Origin of the sequence: Actinoplanes sp. CA-131856 (assembly GCF_050956135.1) — a bacterium.
Taxonomy (GTDB): Bacteria; Actinomycetota; Actinomycetes; order Mycobacteriales; family Micromonosporaceae; genus Actinoplanes.
The window spans coordinates 9,553,213-9,569,357 of record NZ_CP191849.1; the positions used below are offsets into that span (position 1 = coordinate 9,553,213).

Annotated in this window: 8 protein-coding genes and 1 pseudogene; 3 read left to right on the plus strand and 6 right to left on the minus strand. The window is 71.2% G+C overall.

Features of this window, described 5'->3' with window-relative positions; genetic code table 11:
* Positions 1–281 precede the first annotated feature (281 nt).
* Positions 282–2,555: a heavy metal translocating P-type ATPase gene (locus ACQP2X_RS43805; RefSeq protein WP_498692021.1), complete on the minus strand. Its 2,274-nt coding sequence runs from the start codon at positions 2,553–2,555 to the stop codon at positions 282–284.
* 36 nt (positions 2,556–2,591) lie between these two features.
* Positions 2,592–3,341 carry an alpha/beta fold hydrolase gene (locus ACQP2X_RS43810; protein WP_498692022.1) on the minus strand — a complete coding sequence of 250 codons (750 nt, stop codon included), beginning with the start codon at positions 3,339–3,341 and terminating at the stop codon, positions 2,592–2,594.
* Between the two features lie 181 nt (positions 3,342–3,522).
* Between ACQP2X_RS43810 and ACQP2X_RS43815 the strand changes: the two genes are divergently transcribed.
* Positions 3,523–4,137, plus strand: coding sequence for a TetR/AcrR family transcriptional regulator C-terminal domain-containing protein (locus ACQP2X_RS43815; protein ID WP_498692024.1), 615 nt, complete (start codon positions 3,523–3,525; stop codon positions 4,135–4,137).
* Between the two features lie 44 nt (positions 4,138–4,181).
* Here the strand turns inward: ACQP2X_RS43815 and ACQP2X_RS43820 are convergent, their stop codons facing one another.
* The gene (locus ACQP2X_RS43820; RefSeq protein ID WP_498692025.1) at positions 4,182–9,116 is read right to left on the minus strand and encodes an NAD-glutamate dehydrogenase; all 4,935 of its coding nucleotides are present in this window, start codon (positions 9,114–9,116) and stop codon (positions 4,182–4,184) included.
* Positions 9,117–9,334: 218 nt separating this feature from the next.
* Here ACQP2X_RS43820 and ACQP2X_RS43825 point away from each other — a divergent pair, with 218 nt between their 5' ends.
* Positions 9,335–11,245 carry a penicillin-binding transpeptidase domain-containing protein gene (locus ACQP2X_RS43825; protein ID WP_498692026.1) on the plus strand — a complete coding sequence of 637 codons (1,911 nt, stop codon included), beginning with the start codon at positions 9,335–9,337 and terminating at the stop codon, positions 11,243–11,245.
* A 717-nt stretch (positions 11,246–11,962) separates the two neighbouring features.
* On the opposite strand, the pseudogene ACQP2X_RS43830 reads toward ACQP2X_RS43825, so the two are convergent.
* Both ACQP2X_RS43830 and ACQP2X_RS43835 read right to left on the minus strand, forming a co-directional pair.
* A pseudogene (locus tag ACQP2X_RS43830) lies at positions 11,963–12,856 on the minus strand (arginase family protein); the annotation flags it as partial.
* 15 nt (positions 12,857–12,871) lie between these two features.
* Complete coding sequence (locus ACQP2X_RS43835) at positions 12,872–13,822, minus strand: tetratricopeptide repeat protein (RefSeq protein ID WP_498692027.1); 951 nt, start codon at positions 13,820–13,822, stop codon at positions 12,872–12,874.
* 96 nt (positions 13,823–13,918) lie between these two features.
* On the opposite strand from ACQP2X_RS43835, the gene ACQP2X_RS43840 reads away from it, so the two are divergent.
* Positions 13,919–14,494 (plus strand): TetR/AcrR family transcriptional regulator, encoded by a 576-nt coding sequence (locus ACQP2X_RS43840; protein WP_498692028.1) that lies wholly within the window; start codon positions 13,919–13,921, stop codon positions 14,492–14,494.
* On the opposite strand, the gene icmA is transcribed toward ACQP2X_RS43840, so the two are convergent.
* Positions 14,470–16,143 (minus strand): coenzyme B12-dependent isobutyryl-CoA mutase large subunit, encoded by a 1,674-nt coding sequence (icmA, locus tag ACQP2X_RS43845; RefSeq protein WP_498692029.1) that lies wholly within the window; start codon positions 16,141–16,143, stop codon positions 14,470–14,472. The genes ACQP2X_RS43840 and icmA overlap by 25 nt on opposite strands.
* Positions 16,144–16,145 lie beyond the last annotated feature (2 nt).

Sequence of the window (16,145 nt, forward strand, 5' to 3'; positions counted from 1 at the left end):
GCGCTCTACCGCCGCCACGGTGAGTAATCGGCTTCCGGGTTATATGCCTCAGTGTCCGGAGATAGCCGGATCTGTCGCCCATTCCGCGTGGGCCGAACGGCCATTTCGGCCACCGAGAGCTTCCGGCCGGCAACCGCCGGCACGTAGCGTTATCACCGCAGGTGGGTCTGGGGACGTCGCGGCACAGGGCTCGAGCTACGGGACCAGTTCGAGCCTTCGCGACGCAGACGGTGAGCCGGGACCGGCCGCGGATTTCGGGAGCGATCCGCCGCCGGCCCGGCTCACGCTGCTTTCCCGGCGGCTTTGAAACCTCGAAGGCGCAGGCTGTTGAGCACCACGAAGACCGAGCTCAGCGCCATCGTGGCCCCGGCGATCATCGGGTTGAGCAGGCCGGCCGCGGCCAACGGCAGGGCGGCCACGTTGTAGGCGAAGGCCCAGAACAGGTTCCCGCGGATGATGTTCAAGGTGCGGCGTGACAACCGCACGGCGTCCACGGCGGCCGAGAGGTCATCCCGTACGAGGGTGAGGTCCGAAGCCTGGATCGCGACGTCGGTGCCGGCCCCCATCGCCAACCCGAGATCGGCCTGGGCCAGCGCGGCCGCGTCGTTGACGCCGTCGCCGACCATCGCCACCGACTTGCCCTCGGCCTGGAGGCGCTTGACCACGTCGACCTTGCCCGCCGGCAGCACCCCCGCGAAGACCTGCCCGATGCCGACCTCGGCCGCCACCGCCTCGGCCACCGGCGCGGCGTCACCGGTGACCAGCATCGGCTCCAGCCCGAGCCGCCGCAGCCCGGCGATCGCGGCCCGGCTCGTGGGCCGCACGGCATCGGCCAGCGCCAGCCACCCGGCCACCGCCCCGTCGACGCTGACCTCGACCCACGTCGCCGCACCGGTCACCGCACCGCGAGAGCCGCCGTCCAAGCCCGAGCCGCCACCCGAAGCCGAACCGCCGCCCGAAGCCAAGCCGCCCGCCGAAGCCGGACCGCCATCTGAAGCCAAGCCGCCACCCGAAGCCGGACCCACCGGCGCCCCGGCGCCCACCGCGACCTCCACCCCGCCGACCCGGCCTCGCACGCCCACCCCGGCCGTCGCGTGGAAATCGGTGACCGGGGGAAGCGTGCCCTTCTCCCGGGCCGCGCCGGCGATCGCGCGGCCGATCGGGTGCTCCGAGGCCGCCTCGACCGCGCCGGCCAGGCGCAGCAGCTCGTCCGGGTCGGTGCCCGGAGCCGGTACCAGCGACGCCAGCGCCATCCGGCCCGTCGTCACCGTGCCCGTCTTGTCCAGGACGATCGTGTCGGCCCGGCGGGTCGACTCCAGGGCCTCGACACCGCGGATCAGGATGCCCAGCTGGGCCCCGCGACCCGTACCCACCAGCAGGGCCGTCGGCGTGGCCAGGCCCAGAGCGCACGGGCAGGCGATGATCAGCACGGCCACCGCGGCTGTGAAGGCGGCCGACGATCCCCCTCCCGTGCCGAGCCAGAAGCCCAGCGTGGCCGCGGCGAGCGCGATCACCACCGGGACGAACACGCCCGAGATGCGGTCGGCCAGCCGCTGCACGGCCGCCTTGCCGTTCTGCGCCTCCTCGACGAGCCGGGCCATCTGGGCCAGCTGCGTGTCCGCGCCGACCTTCTCGGCCCGCACCACCAGGCGCCCGCCGGCGTTCACCGTCGCGCCCGTGACCGGGTCGCCCGGGCGCACCTCGACCGGCACCGACTCGCCGGTCAGCAGGCTGACGTCCAGCGCCGACACTCCGTCGACGACCACGCCGTCGGTGGCGACCTTCTCGCCCGGGCGTACCAGGAAAATGTCACCCGGAGTGAGATCGCCGGCCGGAATGACCCGCTCGGCGCCGTCCGCGAGGACGGTGACCTGCTTGGCCCCGAGCTCGAGCAGCGACCGCAGGGCGTCACCGGCCCGCCGCTTGGCCCGCGCCTCCAGATAGCGCCCGGCCAGCAGGAACGTGGTGACGCCGGCCGCCGCCTCCAGATAGATGGCGTCGCCGTCGCTCGCCGTCAGGGAGAACGGATGCGTCATGCCCGGCATCCCGGCGTCGCCGAGGAAGAGCGCCCAGACGGACCACCCGAAGGCGGCCAGCGTCCCCATGGAGACGAGGGTGTCCATGGTGGCCGCGCCATGGCGCAGGTTGACGAAGGCCGACCGGTGGAAGGGCCAACCGCCGTACACCACGACGGGTGAGGCGAGAACGAGCGACAACCACTGCCAGTAGTCGAACTGCCATGACGGAACCATGGCCAGAACGATCACCGGAACGCTGAGCACGGCCGAGATCAGCAACCGGTCCCGCAACGCGTCCCGCCGGTCCGGCTCGGCGACCGGCTCGGGCGTGGGCTCGGCCGCCGTGTAGCCCGTCTTCTCGACGACCGCGATGAGGTCGGCCGCGGAGACGGAGACGGGCACGGTGGCCCGTGCTTTCTCGGTCGCGTAGTTGACCGTGGCGGTGACGCCGTCGACCCGGTTCAGCTTCTTCTCGATGCGATTGGCGCACGCGGCGCACGTCATCCCACCGATCTCCAGCTCGATAACCCGCTCCATGCCGACCAGCATACCCCTCGGGGGTACGGGTATCCGTCAGAGGAACCCCGCAATGGCCGCCGCTACGCGCCCGGGCGCCGTCCGCTCGGCGGTGTGCCCCAGCCCGCGCATGGTCGTCCGCGTGGCGCCCGGCAAGGTCCGCTCCAGCGCGTCCAGCCGTTCGACCAGGTGCCGGGGGCTGCGGCTTCCGCCCAACAGCAAGACAGGCACGGCGATTTCCCGGTACGCCTCCAGGCGGTTGCCGAGATCGTCGATCGCTTCAGCGTCGTCCCATTGCCGCTCGACGAGAGGCCCGAGCGCCGCACCTCTCCGGTTCATGGCGAACTCGGCCACCCGAAGCATCGGCGACCGCATCCGCGCCACTTCCCGCATGAAAATGGCGAACGCCGTCCCGGCCCGCCCCGCTTCCAGAGCGGCCCGGCCGCGCCCCGCCGCCTGGAGACTCAAGGACCCCTCCACCACAATCGGCGGCTCGTAGAGAACCACCGCCGAGTAAAGCCCCGGATCCGCCACGACTGCCTCCAGCGCAACCACAGCCCCCGACGAGTGCCCCACCAGAACAGTCCCGCCGGGCACGCGGAGCGCCCTCGCGGCCTCGCGAACCTCGGCCACCTCGTCGGCGATCGTGACCTTCCTCGGCACCTCCAGCCGGTACTGCCGTCGATGCCACCGCACCGTGCGGAACCGGTCTCGCAGCCGGTCGGTCACCCCGGCCCAGCTGCCGAGATCACCCATCCCGCCGTGCAGCACGAGGATCGGGCGGCCCTGCCCCTCATCGACCTTCATCGCAGTCTCCTTATCAACGCTAAGGAGAATTTAGCACTGCTAAGCTGAGGCGCCGAGACCCTGAGGGCGGAACGGTGGAAGGCCGGCGCAAGGGCGGAACGGTGGAACGCCGGCGCAAGGGCGGAACGGTGGAACGCCGGCGCAAGGGCGGAACGGTGCAAGGCCGGCGCAAGGGGGAACGGTGAAGGGGCTGTCGCGGGAGGTTCTGATTGAAGCGGGGCTCAGACTGCTGAACGAAGTCGGGCTGGACGGGCTGACCGTGCGCAAGCTCGCCTCGGCGCTCGACGTGCAGTCGCCGGCGCTCTACTGGCACTTCAAGACCAAGCAGGATCTGCTCGACGGGATGGCCAGCGCCGTCATCCAGGCCGCCGGCATGGGGCCGCCCCACGAGGGCGAAGCGTGGCCGGACTGGCTTCGGCGGCGCGCACGGGCGTACCGCGCATCGCTTCTCGCACATCGCGACGGCGCCCGGCTCATCACCTCGGCCCGGAGGGCCCCGGACGCCCTGCTCGGCTTCGAGGAGGAGCTCGCCGCCATGGTCCGGCTCGGGTTCAGCCCGGCCGTCGCCCTTCGGACGATCATGACCGTGGCCGATTACACGAACGGCTTCGTGCTTCAGGAGCAGGCCGCCGTCGTACCACCGACCGAAGCCGAACTGGCCGTCCTGGCCCAGCTACCCACCCTGGCCGCGGCCCTCCGAGCCGGTGACCACAGCCGGCCGGACGAGTCGTTCGAGCACGGCCTGTCGGTGTTGATCGCGGGCACCGAGGCCGTCCTCCGGAGGGCCGGCTCCTGAGCGAAGCCGGCCCGGCCCTTCAGCGGAGCCGGACCGGCAACGGATCAGGACGCCGACGAGGTCTTGACCAAGGTTCTGATCTGGCGGAGCAGGACCGACAGCGCCGCCAGCTCGGCCGGGGTGTCGCCCACGTTGCCCATGGCGTTGGCCGCCCGGGCGATGGAGGCTGCATTGACGCGTTCCCATTCGGAGACGCGGTCCTCGGCCGACCCCTCCGCCGGGGTCGACTGCAGGACCTCCGCCGTCAGGGCCGCCAGCGCCGCGTACAAGTCGTAGCGCAACGCCATCCGGGCCAGCGTCTGCCACCGGTCGCCTCGTGGCAGCTTCGAGATGTGCGACAGCAACTGGTCGATGTGGAACCGCTCGGACAGGGCGAAGTAGACCGGCGCCACCTCGTCCACGTCGCGGCCCGTGGCCACTCCCGTCTCCAGAATGTCGAGCAGGCCGAAACCGTAGTTGACCAGCGTCACCCGCTCGGCCAGCTCCATCGGCACGCCCTTGTCGACCAGCCACGCGATGTGCTCGTCCATCGACAGGCGCTCGTTGCCCTTGAGCACCGCCGACATCCTCGGCATCAGGTCCTGCACGCCGTGCCGCAGGCGGGCCACCTCGCCCGCCACGTCGATCGGCGAGCGCCTCGTGCTGACCAGCCAGCGGACCGCCCGGTCGAGCAGGCGGCGCGACTCCAGGAAGACCAGCGTCTGTGCCGGCGTCGGCACCTGGTTGTCCAGGGCCTCGGCGTCGGCCCAGATGCCGGCCAGCCCGTACGTGTCGCGGATGACCACGTAGGCCCGGATGACGTCGGCCGCCGAGGCGCCGCTCTCCTCCATGGCGCGGAAGATGAACGACGTGCCGCCCCGGTTGACCACCTCGTTGACCAGGACGGTCGTGATGATCTCGCGGCGCAGCCGGTGGCCGGTCATCCGGGTGGCGAAGCGTTCCCGCAGCGGCGTCGGGAAATATCCGGACAGGACGGAGGCCGTCCACGGCTCGTCGACCAGCTCGTCGGCCAGGACTTCCCGTTCCGCGGCGATCTTGACGTACGCCAGAAGAACCGCGAACTCCGGAGCCGTCAGGCCCTCGCCGTTCTCGTAGCGGGTGGCCAGCTCGGCGTCGGTCGGCAGGGCCTCGAGCTCGCGGTTGAGCTGCCCGCTCTCCTCCAGCCAGGTCAGCATGCGCCGGTGCACCGGCAGCAGCGAGTGCGCCTGCGAGCGGGCGTTGCCCAGGGCCTGCGCCTGCTCGTAGTTGTCGCGCAGCACCAGCGCCGCGACCTCGTCGGTCATGGCCGCCAGCAGCTCGTCCCGCTCGGGCAGGCTCAGCTCGCCCTCGGTGACCGCGCCGCCCAGCAGGATCTTGATGTTGACCTCGTGGTCGGAGCAGTCCACACCGGCCGTGTTGTCGATGAAGTCGGTGTAGATGCGGCCGCCGGTGCGGGCGAACTCGATGCGGCCGCGCTGGGTCAGGCCCAGGTTGCCGCCCTCGCCGACGACGCGGCAGCGCAGCTGGCCGCCGTTGACGCGGATGGCGTCGTTGCCCTTGTCGCCGACGTCCGCGTGCGTTTCGGAGGCCGCCTTGACGTACGTGCCGATGCCGCCGTTCCAGAGCAGGTCGACCGGCGCGCGCAGGATGGCCCGCATCAGCTCGACCGGGCTGACCGCCGTGGCGTCGCCCAGGTCGAGGGCGGCGCGGACCTCCGGCGAGACCGGGATCGATTTGGCCGTACGGGGATAGATGCCCCCACCCTGCGAGATGAGCGACTTGTCGTAGTCGTCCCAGGACGAACGCGGCAGGTCGAACAACCGCCGGCGTTCCTCGAAGGACGTGGCCGCGTCGGGCGTGGGGTCGAGGAAGATGTGCCGATGGTCGAAGGCGGCGACCAGGCGGATATGAGAAGAGAGCAACATGCCGTTGCCGAAGACGTCGCCGCTCATGTCGCCCACGCCGACCACCGTGAAGTCCTGCGTCTGGGTGTCGACGCCGAGATCGCGGAAGTGCTTCTTCACCGACTCCCACGCGCCCCGGGCCGTGATGCCCATCTTCTTGTGGTCGTAGCCGGCCGAGCCGCCGCTCGCGAAGGCGTCGCCCATCCAGAAGTCCTTGCCGACCGAGATCTCGTTGGCGATGTCCGAGAACGTCGCCGTGCCCTTGTCGGCCGCCACCACCAGGTACGGGTCGTCGCCGTCGTGCCGGACCACGTCGCGTGGCGGCACGATCTTGCCACTGTGGATGTTGTCGGTGACGTCGAGCAGGGCCGTGATGAAGCGCTTGTAGCACTCCACCGCCTCGTCGCGGTCACCCGGCTTCTGCTTGAGCACGAAGCCGCCCTTGGCGCCGACCGGCACGATCACCGCGTTCTTCACCATCTGCGCCTTGACCAGGCCGAGCACCTCCGTGCGGAAGTCCTCGCGCCGGTCCGACCAGCGCAGGCCACCGCGGGCGACGGCGCCGAACCGCAGGTGGACGCCCTCGAACCGGGGCGAGTACACGAAGATCTCGTACTTGGGGCGCGGCTGGGGCAGGTCGGGGATCGCCTGCGGATCGAGCTTGAAGGCCACGTACGACTTCGGCCGCCCGTCCGCTCCGCGCTGGAAGAAGCTGGTGCGCAGCGTGGCCTGGATCAGCGTCAGGTAGGACCGCAGGATCCTGTCCTGGTCGAGGCTGTCCACGTCGTCGAGCAGCGCGGTGATCCGGTCGACCAGCTCACCCGCGAGCCGCGAGCGCTGCTGCTCGCCGGCCTCCAGGCGCGGCGAGAACCGCGTCTCGAACAGCCGCACCAGCAGGCGGGCGATCTCCGGGTAGGCGATGAACGTCGATTCCAGGTAACGCTGGGAGAAGACGCTTCCGGTCTGGCGCTGATATTTGGCGTACGCCCTCAGCACCACCACCTGACGCCAGGTGAGCCCGGCCCGCAGCACCAGCTCGTTGAAGCCGTCCACTTCGGCCTCGCCCCGCCAGGCGGCCGCGAAGGCGTTCTCCACCTGCGGCCGCACCTCGGCCAGCTCGCGATGCGCGGCCGGCGGGCGCAACCCGAAGTCGTAGAGGTAGATCGTGCCGTCGCTGCGCCGGATCTCGTACGGCCGCTCGTCGACCACCTGCACGCCGAGCGAGTGCAGCACCGGCAGCACCGCCGAGAGCAGCATCGGCTCGCCGTAGCGGTACACCTTGAACCGCACGTCGTGGTCGTCGGGCTCGATCTCGCCGGTGCGTCCCGTCCGCCGCTTGCGGTACAGGTGCATCTCGAGCTGGCCCTCCTCCTCGAGGAGCTCGAGCTTGGCCAGGTCCTGCATGCCCTCGTACGGCGTGTGGCCGTCCTTGTAGCTGTCCGGATAGGCCGTCGAGTAGCGGGTGAACAGCTCGCGCGCCGCCTCCTCGCCGAGCTTGCGCTCGAGCACCAGGGAGAAGTCGTCGTCCCACATGCGGGTGGCGTCGGCCAGCATCTCGGCCAGCGCGTTGGGGTCGACCTTGCCCGGCGGGTCGGCCGGGTCGGTGCGCACGATGAAGTGGACGCGGGCCAGCATCCGCTCGGTGACCCGTGTCGTGTAGTCGAGACCGACGCCGTTCAGCTCGCGGAGCAGGATCTCCTGCATGTGTAGGCGGTTGCCGGTGGTGAACCGGTCGCGCGGCATGTAGACCAGGCACGAGATGAACCGGCCGTAGCCGTCGCGCCGCAGGAACAGCCGCAGCTGCCGGCGGCCCGCCATCCGCAGGACACCGATCACGGCCTCGTACAGGTCATCGGTCTTGATCTGGAAGAGCTCGTCCCGCGGGTACGTCTCGAGGATCTGCAGCAGGTCCTTGCCCGAGTGGCCGCGCGGCGAGAGGCCCGAGCGGTCGAGCACCTCCATGACCTTGCGCTTGACCACCGGCAGCTCGCGGACGCTGGTCCGATAGGCCGACGAGCTGAACAGGCCCAGGAAGCGCCGCTCGCCGATCACCTCGCCGGACGAGTCGAACATCTTGAAGCTGATGTAGTCGAGGTAGGCCGAGCGGTGGACGGTGGCCCGGGAGTTGGCCTTGGTGATGACCAGGAGCCTTTTCTCCAGGGCCCTCTTGTACGCCTCGGGGGTCATCGACGAGAGCTTGCGAGGCTTGCTGTCGCCGCGCAGGATGCCCAGCCCGGTGCCGGGAACGGCGCCCAGCACGTCGCCGTCGAGCCTGTACTCCCGGTAGCCCAGGAACGTGAAATGGTCGTGGGCCAGCCACTTGAGCAGCTCGATCGAGTCGGTGACGTCCTTGTCGGGCACCGGCAGCTTGCCCTCGGAGCCGCGCGCGGTGGCCAGCTCGTCGGCGATCACTATGGCCCGCTGGCGCATCCGCGGCCAGTCCTCGACCGCGTCGCGCACGTCGGTCAGCACCCGGCGGACCTCGTTGTGCAACTGCTCGCGGGTGTCCTCACTGCGGATCGGGTCGATCTCGATCCGGATCCAGCTCTCGACCAGGTCGCCCTCGATCGCGTCGTCGGGCTCGACGTCGGCCGCCAGCTCGGCCAGCGCGCCCAGCGGCTCCCGCCGCACCACGATCAACGGGTGCACCAGCAGGTGCACCTGCAACTGGTGGGCCGACAGCAGCGCGATCACCGAGTCGACCAGGAACGGCATGTCGTCGGTGACGATCTGCACCACCGTGTGGCACTGCGACCCGGCCGGCGGCGTGATGGCCAGTTTCAGCTCGCCCGGCAACCTCGTGCGGGCGAGCTCGCGATGAGCGACCGCCGCGTCGTACATCTCCTGCGGCGTGAACCCGACCAGCTCCTCGTCGGGTGCGAACCGCCAGAAGCGGCCCACGAGCTGGGCGGTTGCATGATCGCTGCCCGCAACCTCGACGGCCTGGGCCACCAACCGCTCCCCGTTGGGCAGCGGCTCGTCGAGCTCGCCCTCCTCGGCGGAGGCGCCGAGGCGGCCCGTCAGGGCCAGCCCTGGTCCGGCGGCATAGTCCAGATCGGCTTCGGTTTCGGTTGCGGCCTCGTCGGCGACAGCCATGGTCTGGCGCTCCCCTCACCCACCACACTGTGGGTTCGAACGTGTCGAGGACAGCCTAGAACGCGCCGGAGGCGACGATCACACTCGCGGTGTGAACGGTCCGATCGGCGGCGATTTTGACCTTTCTCACCTTGTGCGGGTCAACGGGACGGGCATCGGTTGACTACCGTCACGTCTGATCCTTTGGGTTTGTCTCATACCCCCGGAAAGGTGTGGCCATGCGCCGGTTCGCCGCCACCGTTGCCGCCCTGGCTCTGGCCACCGGCCTGCTCGCCGGATGCTCCGGCGACGGGCCCGACGGCACCGTCGACGACTTCCTGACCGGCTGGCGTGGCAACGACCTCGGCAAGGTCGGCTTCGTCAGCGCGGCCGGCGGCAAGCTGGCCTCGGCCGACGTGCAGGCCCAGCTCAAGGAGCTCACCGGCGAGCTGGCCAAACAGCCGCTGACGGTCGCCACGACGGGCGACGCCAAGACCACCGGCGACGACGCCACCCAGCCGATCAAGGTCGAGTGGAAGCTGCCCGGCGACGTCACATGGTCGTACGAGAGCACGGTCCGCCTCACCAAGAGGAACACCGACGGCTGGTCGGTGATCTGGGAGCCGGCGCTGGTGCAGAGCGACCTCGTCGCCGGCGACAAGCTCCAGCTCCGCCGGATCGCCTCGAAGCGGGCCAGCGTGCTCGACGCGGCCGGCCAGCCCATCGTCACCGCCCGCGAGGTGGTGACCATCGGCGTGGTCCCGCAGAACATCACCGACATGGCCAAGCTCCAGAAAGACCTGACCACCGCCCTGGCCAAGGTCGGCGTCACGGTGAACATGGCCGACCTGGCCACCCGCGTGAAGAACAGCGACCCCGGCGCCTTCGTCGACGTGGTCACGCTCCGCCGCCCCGACTACCTCAAGATCCGCAACGAGGTCCGCCCCCTCAAGGGCACCCAGTTCCAGGAGGCGACCCGCGACCTGGCCCCGACCAGGGCCTTCGCCCGCGCCCTGCTGGGCACGGCCGACGAGGCGACCCGCGACGACATCGACAAGAACCCGCAGACGGTCGCGCAGGGCGACATCGTCGGCCACGGCGGCCTGCAGGAGAAGTACGACGCCACGCTGCGCGGAAAGGCGGGCCTGTCGGTAGTCGTCAGCCGTCCCACGTCGGAGTCCGACGACACCCCCAAGGACACGGCCGTCTTCACGTCGAAGCCGGTCGACGGGAAACCGATAAAGACGACACTGGACGTGAAGACCCAGCTGGCGGCCGACGCCGCCCTCGCGTCGATCAAGCAGCCCAGCTCGCTGGTCGCGATCAAGGTCAGCGACGGCGCGGTCCTGGCGGTCGCCAACGGCCCCGATGGCGGCACGGTCGACACGGCCCTCACCGGCCAGGTCCCGCCGGGTTCGACGTTCAAGGCCGTTTCCGCGTACGGCTTGTTGCAGCGCAAAGCGGTGACGGCCAACACGGCGGTGGCGTGCCCGGCCAAGGCGACAGTGGCCGGACGCGAATTCAAGAACGCCGACGGCGAGGTGCTGGGCACCGTCCCGTTCCACGTCGACTTCGCCAAGTCGTGCAACACGGCCTTCGTGGCCCTGGCCCCGAAGCTCGGCGCCGAGGGCCTTCAGAAGGCGGCCGCGGACCTGGGCCTGGGCGGCAAGTGGGACCTGGGAGTGGAGTCGTTCAGCGGCAAGGTGTCACCGGCCGCGACGCCGACCGAGCTGGCCGCGGCCACCTTCGGTCAGGGCGCGACGGCGGTGAGCCCGGTGGCGATGGCCGGCGCGACCGCGGCGATCGCCCGGGGCCAGTTCAAGCAGCCCAAACTGATCACCGACCCCGCGCCGGCGGCCCCTGTCGCCGACGGCCCCAAGCTGGACGAGGCCGCGGTGACCGCGTTGCGCCAGATGATGCGCGAGGTGGTGACGGGCGGAACGGGTACAGCCCTGAAGGCCACTCCGGGAGGCCCGGTCCACGGAAAGACCGGAACGGCGGAGTTCGACGAGGGCACCGAGGACACCCACTCGTGGTTCATCGGCTACCAGGGCGACGTGGCCTTCGCCGTCATGATCCAGAAGGGCGGAGCGGGCTCCGAGGCCGCGGTGCCGGCGGTCGACCGTTTCCTGCGAGCCCTGGCGAAGTAGCCCCCTGGATCGACGTCAGGCGATGTCGGCGGGCTTGGTGGGGCCCGGCTCCAGGCCCAGCTCGAAGGCTGGCCGCTGGGCCGGCAGCGAGAAGTTGTCGGGAGCCGGCTCCTCGGCCGACCGGGGGCGCAGCATGCCGGGGCGCGTGGCCGGCAACGGGTCGGAGTCGAGCAGTGGCGCCTGGCCGAGCGGGCGCGGCACCAAGCGGACTCCGGCCGGCTCCGGCTCCGGCTCCAGGTCGTCGGATTCGGCGGCGTCGACCGGCTCGGCGTCGGTTGCCTCGGTGGGCTCAGCAAGGATCGCGGGCTCACCATTGACCGGCTCGGCCGGCTCGGCCGGCTCGGCCGGCTCGGCCGGCTCGGCCGGCTCGGCCGGCTCGGTGGAATCGGTGGGCTCGGGGTTGGCGGGCTCGGCCGGCTCGTCGGCGTCCGGCGGGTCGTCGTCACCGCCGGTCTCGTCCGGGACTTCCTGGTCGGGGTCCCGTGGCAGCGGCGGGGTCGCGTCGCCCTCCTCCACGGACAGGATCGTCGTGGCGGGGACCGCCGTCTCCGCCAGGGCCTCGTCGGGACCGGCGGACATGCCGGCGGCGGCCAACGTCACGCTCTCGGCCGCGGCCGCGGCCCGCCGGTGTGTCCACGCCTCGTCCTCCGGCGAGGAAGCCATGTCGGCCCGGGCCGCTATCAGGTCGGGGCGTGGCGTCACGTTGTGCGCCACCTCCAGGCCCGCCACCACCGCGGCGGTGATCTCGGTGGCGTAGCGGCCGTCCGGGTCGTAGTCGGGGTCGAAGACCGTGATCTCCACGCCCAGGCAGTGCGGCGACTCCACCAGGCCCGACAGCAGGATCTCCAGCTCGGGGAACGCGATGCCCCCGGGGGACGGCGCGTCCACCGCCGGCATCACCGCCGGGTCGAGGACGTCCACGTCCACGTGGACCCAGTAGCCCGCGCAGTCGACCAGCTGGTCGCGGGCCCACTGGGCGCTGCGGGCCGCGCCCTCGGCCCTCAGGGCCGGCACCGGACGGGTCACGATGCCGGCCGCCTGGAGGTCCAGGCGATATTCGTCCTGGGCCCGGATGCCCAGCACCACCACGTCCACGTCCCGGAAGTACGGACGACGGCTCTCGATCGCGGCCAGGTCGGCCTGGCCCCGGCCGGTCACCAGGGCCAGGTCCTCACCGGCGGCCGCCCCCACGTACGAGGCGTTTCCGGGGTGGCGGAAGTCGGAATGACCGTCCACGAAGACCAGGCCGATGCGGCCACCGACCGCCTCGCCCAGGCGGTGCATGGCCACGCCCGAGCCCAGCAGGATCGAGCAGTCGCCGCCCAGGACCACCGGGAACTCGCCGGCGTCGAGGATCGCCCCGATGCGGTCGGCCAGGGCCCTCGAATAGGCCGCGATCTGCTGGGCGTGGGCCACGCCGTCGCCGGGCCGCCAGTCGCCCGGGTCGTATCGCGGCGGGGTCAGGCAGCCCGCGTCGCGGGCGCCCAGCTTGGTGATCAGGCCCTTGTCGCGGAGCGCTCCGGGCGCCTTGGCGCAGCCCGGCACCGACGTCTCAGTCGGCGGGCGCAGACCGAGGTTGGACGGTGCGTCGAGGACAGCGATGCGGCGCACGGAGCGGCTCCCTGCCTAGAAGAGGGCGCTGGCCAGGGCGCGCCGGGCGCCGGCCACCGCGGGATCGTCGGGGCCGGCCACGCTGAACAGCGACAGCAGGTGTTTGCGAACGGCGTCGCGGTCGTCGCCCGCCGTGCGCTTGACCAGGGCGACCAGGCGCGCGTAGGCCTTGTCGGCCTGGCCGCTGAGCACCTCGATGTCGGCCGCCAGGCGCTGGGCCTCGACGTCGTCGCGGTCGGCGTCGGCCTTGGCCAGCGCGGTCGCCGGGTCGGCGCCCTGGATGCGGCGGTAGAGCTCGACCTGGGCCAGGCCGGACTCGGCGGCGGCGTCCTGCGGGGTCTCGGCCAGGATCTTCTTGTACGCCGCCTCGGCCTCGTCGAGGTCGCCGGTCATCAGGGCGTCGTCGGCCGCGTCGAGCCGCGGGTCCTCGGGCGCCTCGACGGCCACGCCGCCGGCCTTGAGCACCGCGTCGACATATTGCTTGACCTGGGACTCGGGCAGCACGCCGGTGAAGCCCTCGACGAGCTGGCCGCCGACCACCGCGACCACCATCGGGATGCCCTGCACGCGCAGCGCCTGAGCGAGCCGCGGGTTGGCGTCCACATCGACCTTGCCGAGCACCCACGAGCCGCCGCCGGCCTGGGCGAGCCGCTCCAGGATCGGGGACAGCTGCTTGCAGGGCTCGCACCAGTCGGCCCAGAAGTCGAGGATGACCGGCGTCGCGAGCGAGCGCTCGAGGACGGCCGACTGGAAGTTGGCCTCGGTGACGTCGATGATCGTCTCGGGGCCGGCGCCGCCGGGCAGGCCGCCCGGGATGGCTCCGGGAGGCGGTCCGCCGTGCGCGGCCGCCTGCGGGTCGGCGGGGGCGGCGGCGGGGCGGCTCGGCGCCGGAGAGGGCGCGCGCAGCGCGCTGAGATCGACCGCGCCGCGGGTGAAGATCGACGGAGTGGTCCGTGGGTCGCTCATGGTTACCTAGTCTCGCACGCTGACAAGGCGCTCCGCCGCGCCGCGGCGGGCCTGATATCGGACGTCACAGCATAACGGATGAGTTATCCTTTTAGAATGCCGTCGCTGAATCCCGAGAAGCTCCGGGCCGACTCGGCCCGGGTGCGTGAGCTGATGCTCTCGGTCGCCCGCGAGCGGCTGCGGGCGGGCGACACCGACCTGCCGATGAACGCCATCGCCAAACAGGCGGGCGTGGGCGTCGGCACTGCCTACCGGCACTTCGAGACCCATCAGGTGCTGCTCGAGGCGCTCGCCGCGGAGAGCTTCGCCGCGCTGGTCGCCGACGCCCGCGCCGCCGAGCGCGACCCCGACGCGGCGGCCGGCTTCGCCCGGATCATGCGGGCCGGGCTCCGGTTGATGCTGGCCGACCCGGCCCTGGCGGCCGTGCTGTCCCGGCCGAGCTTCGCCTGCGACGAGACGATCGAGCTGGGCGCCGAACTGTTCGAGGCGTTCGGCGCCGTGCTCGAGAGGGCCAGGGCCGCGGGCGCGGTCCGTCCCGGCATCACCGGCGACGACCTGCGCCGGCTCATGTGCGGGGTGCAGCACGCGGTCCGCACCGGCGCCGACGACGCTTCGGAGCGCTATCTCGGCGTACTCCTCAGCGGTCTTCAGAATCGCGCCGGCTCCCGGTAGATGCCCCACTCCTGTTTGAGCACCTCGCAGATCTCCCCGAGGCTCGCCTCGGCCCGCGCCGCGTCGAGCATGGCCGGAATCATGTTCTCCCCGCTGCGGGCCGCGGCCAGCATGCGGTCGAGGGCTTCCTTCAGCCGTACGGCGTCACGCCCGGCCTTTCGGTCACCCAGCTCGCGCTTCTGCACCACCTCGACCTCGTGGGAGACCCGGAGGATCTCCAGCTCCTTGGCCACCGTGCCGGTGTGCGCGTTGACGCCGACGATGCGCTTCTCGTTCTTCTCCAGCGCCTGCTGATAGACGAAGGCCGCCTCGGCGATGTTGGCCGTGAACCAGCCGTCCTCGATGCCGCGCAGGATGCCCGCCGTGATGCTCCCGTCGTGGCCGAGCTCACGGATGCGGGCGAAGATCTCCTCGGCCTCGGCCTCGATGCGGTCGGTCAGCTCCTCGAGGTACCACGAGCCGCCGAGCGGATCGGCCACGTTGATCACCCCGGTCTCCTCCATGAGGACCTGTTGCGTCCGCAGGGCGATCTCGGCCGACTCGTCGGTGGGCAGCGCGAGAGTCTCGTCGAGCGCGTTGGTGTGCAGCGAGTTCGTGCCGCCTAGCACCGCGGCCAGCGCCTCCACAGCCGTACGGACGACGTTGTTGACCGGCTGTTGTGCCGTCAGGGAAACGCCCGCCGTCTGCGTGTGGAACTTCAGCCACAACGCTTTCTCACTGGTCGCGCCGTAGTCGTCGCGCAGGTGGCGGGCCCAGATGCGGCGGGCGGCGCGGAACTTGGCGATCTCCTCGAAGAAGTCGATGTGCGCGTCGAAGAAGAAGCTCAGGCCGGGCGCGAACTGGTTGACGTCGAGCCCGCGGCTGAGCCCGAGCTCGACGTAGCCGAAGCCGTCGGCCAGCGTGTACGCCAACTCCTGCGCGGCCGTCGAGCCGGCCTCGCGGATGTGGTAGCCGCTGACCGACAACGGCTTGTATTTGGGGATCTCGCGGGCGCAGTACTCCATCAGATCGCCGATCAGGCGCAGATGCGGCTCGGGCTGGAAGAGCCACTCCTTCTGCGCGATGTACTCCTTGAAGATGTCGGTCTGCAGCGTGCCGTCGAGCTTGTGGATGTCGGCGCCCTGCCGCTCGGCCGCCACCAGATACATGCAGAAGATCGGCACGGCCGGTCCGGAGATCGTCATGCTGGTGGTGGTCTTCTCGAGGTCGATGCCGTCGAAGAGCACGTCCATGTCGGCCGCGGAGTCGATCGCCACCCCGCAGTGCCCGACCTCGCCGAGCGACTGCGGATCGTCGGAGTCGCGGCCCATCAGCGTCGGCATGTCGAACGCGACGCTGAGCCCGCCCCCACCGGCGGCCAGGATCATCTTGTAGCGCTCGTTGGTCTGCTGGGCGTTGCCGAAGCCGGCGAACTGCCGGATCGTCCAGGTGCGCCCGCGATAGCCGGTCGGATAAAGGCCCCGGGTGTACGGGAACTCGCCCGGCCAGCCGATGCGGTCGAACCCGGGATAGGCGGCGCCGGCCGGCGGCCCGTAGACGGGGTCGACCGTGGCGCCGGACAGTGTGGTGAAGTCAGCGTCGCTCTTGCGGGCGGCGTCGTAGCGCCGCTGCCAGCGCTCGCGTCCGGCCTCGATGTCGGCTGCGTCCATGC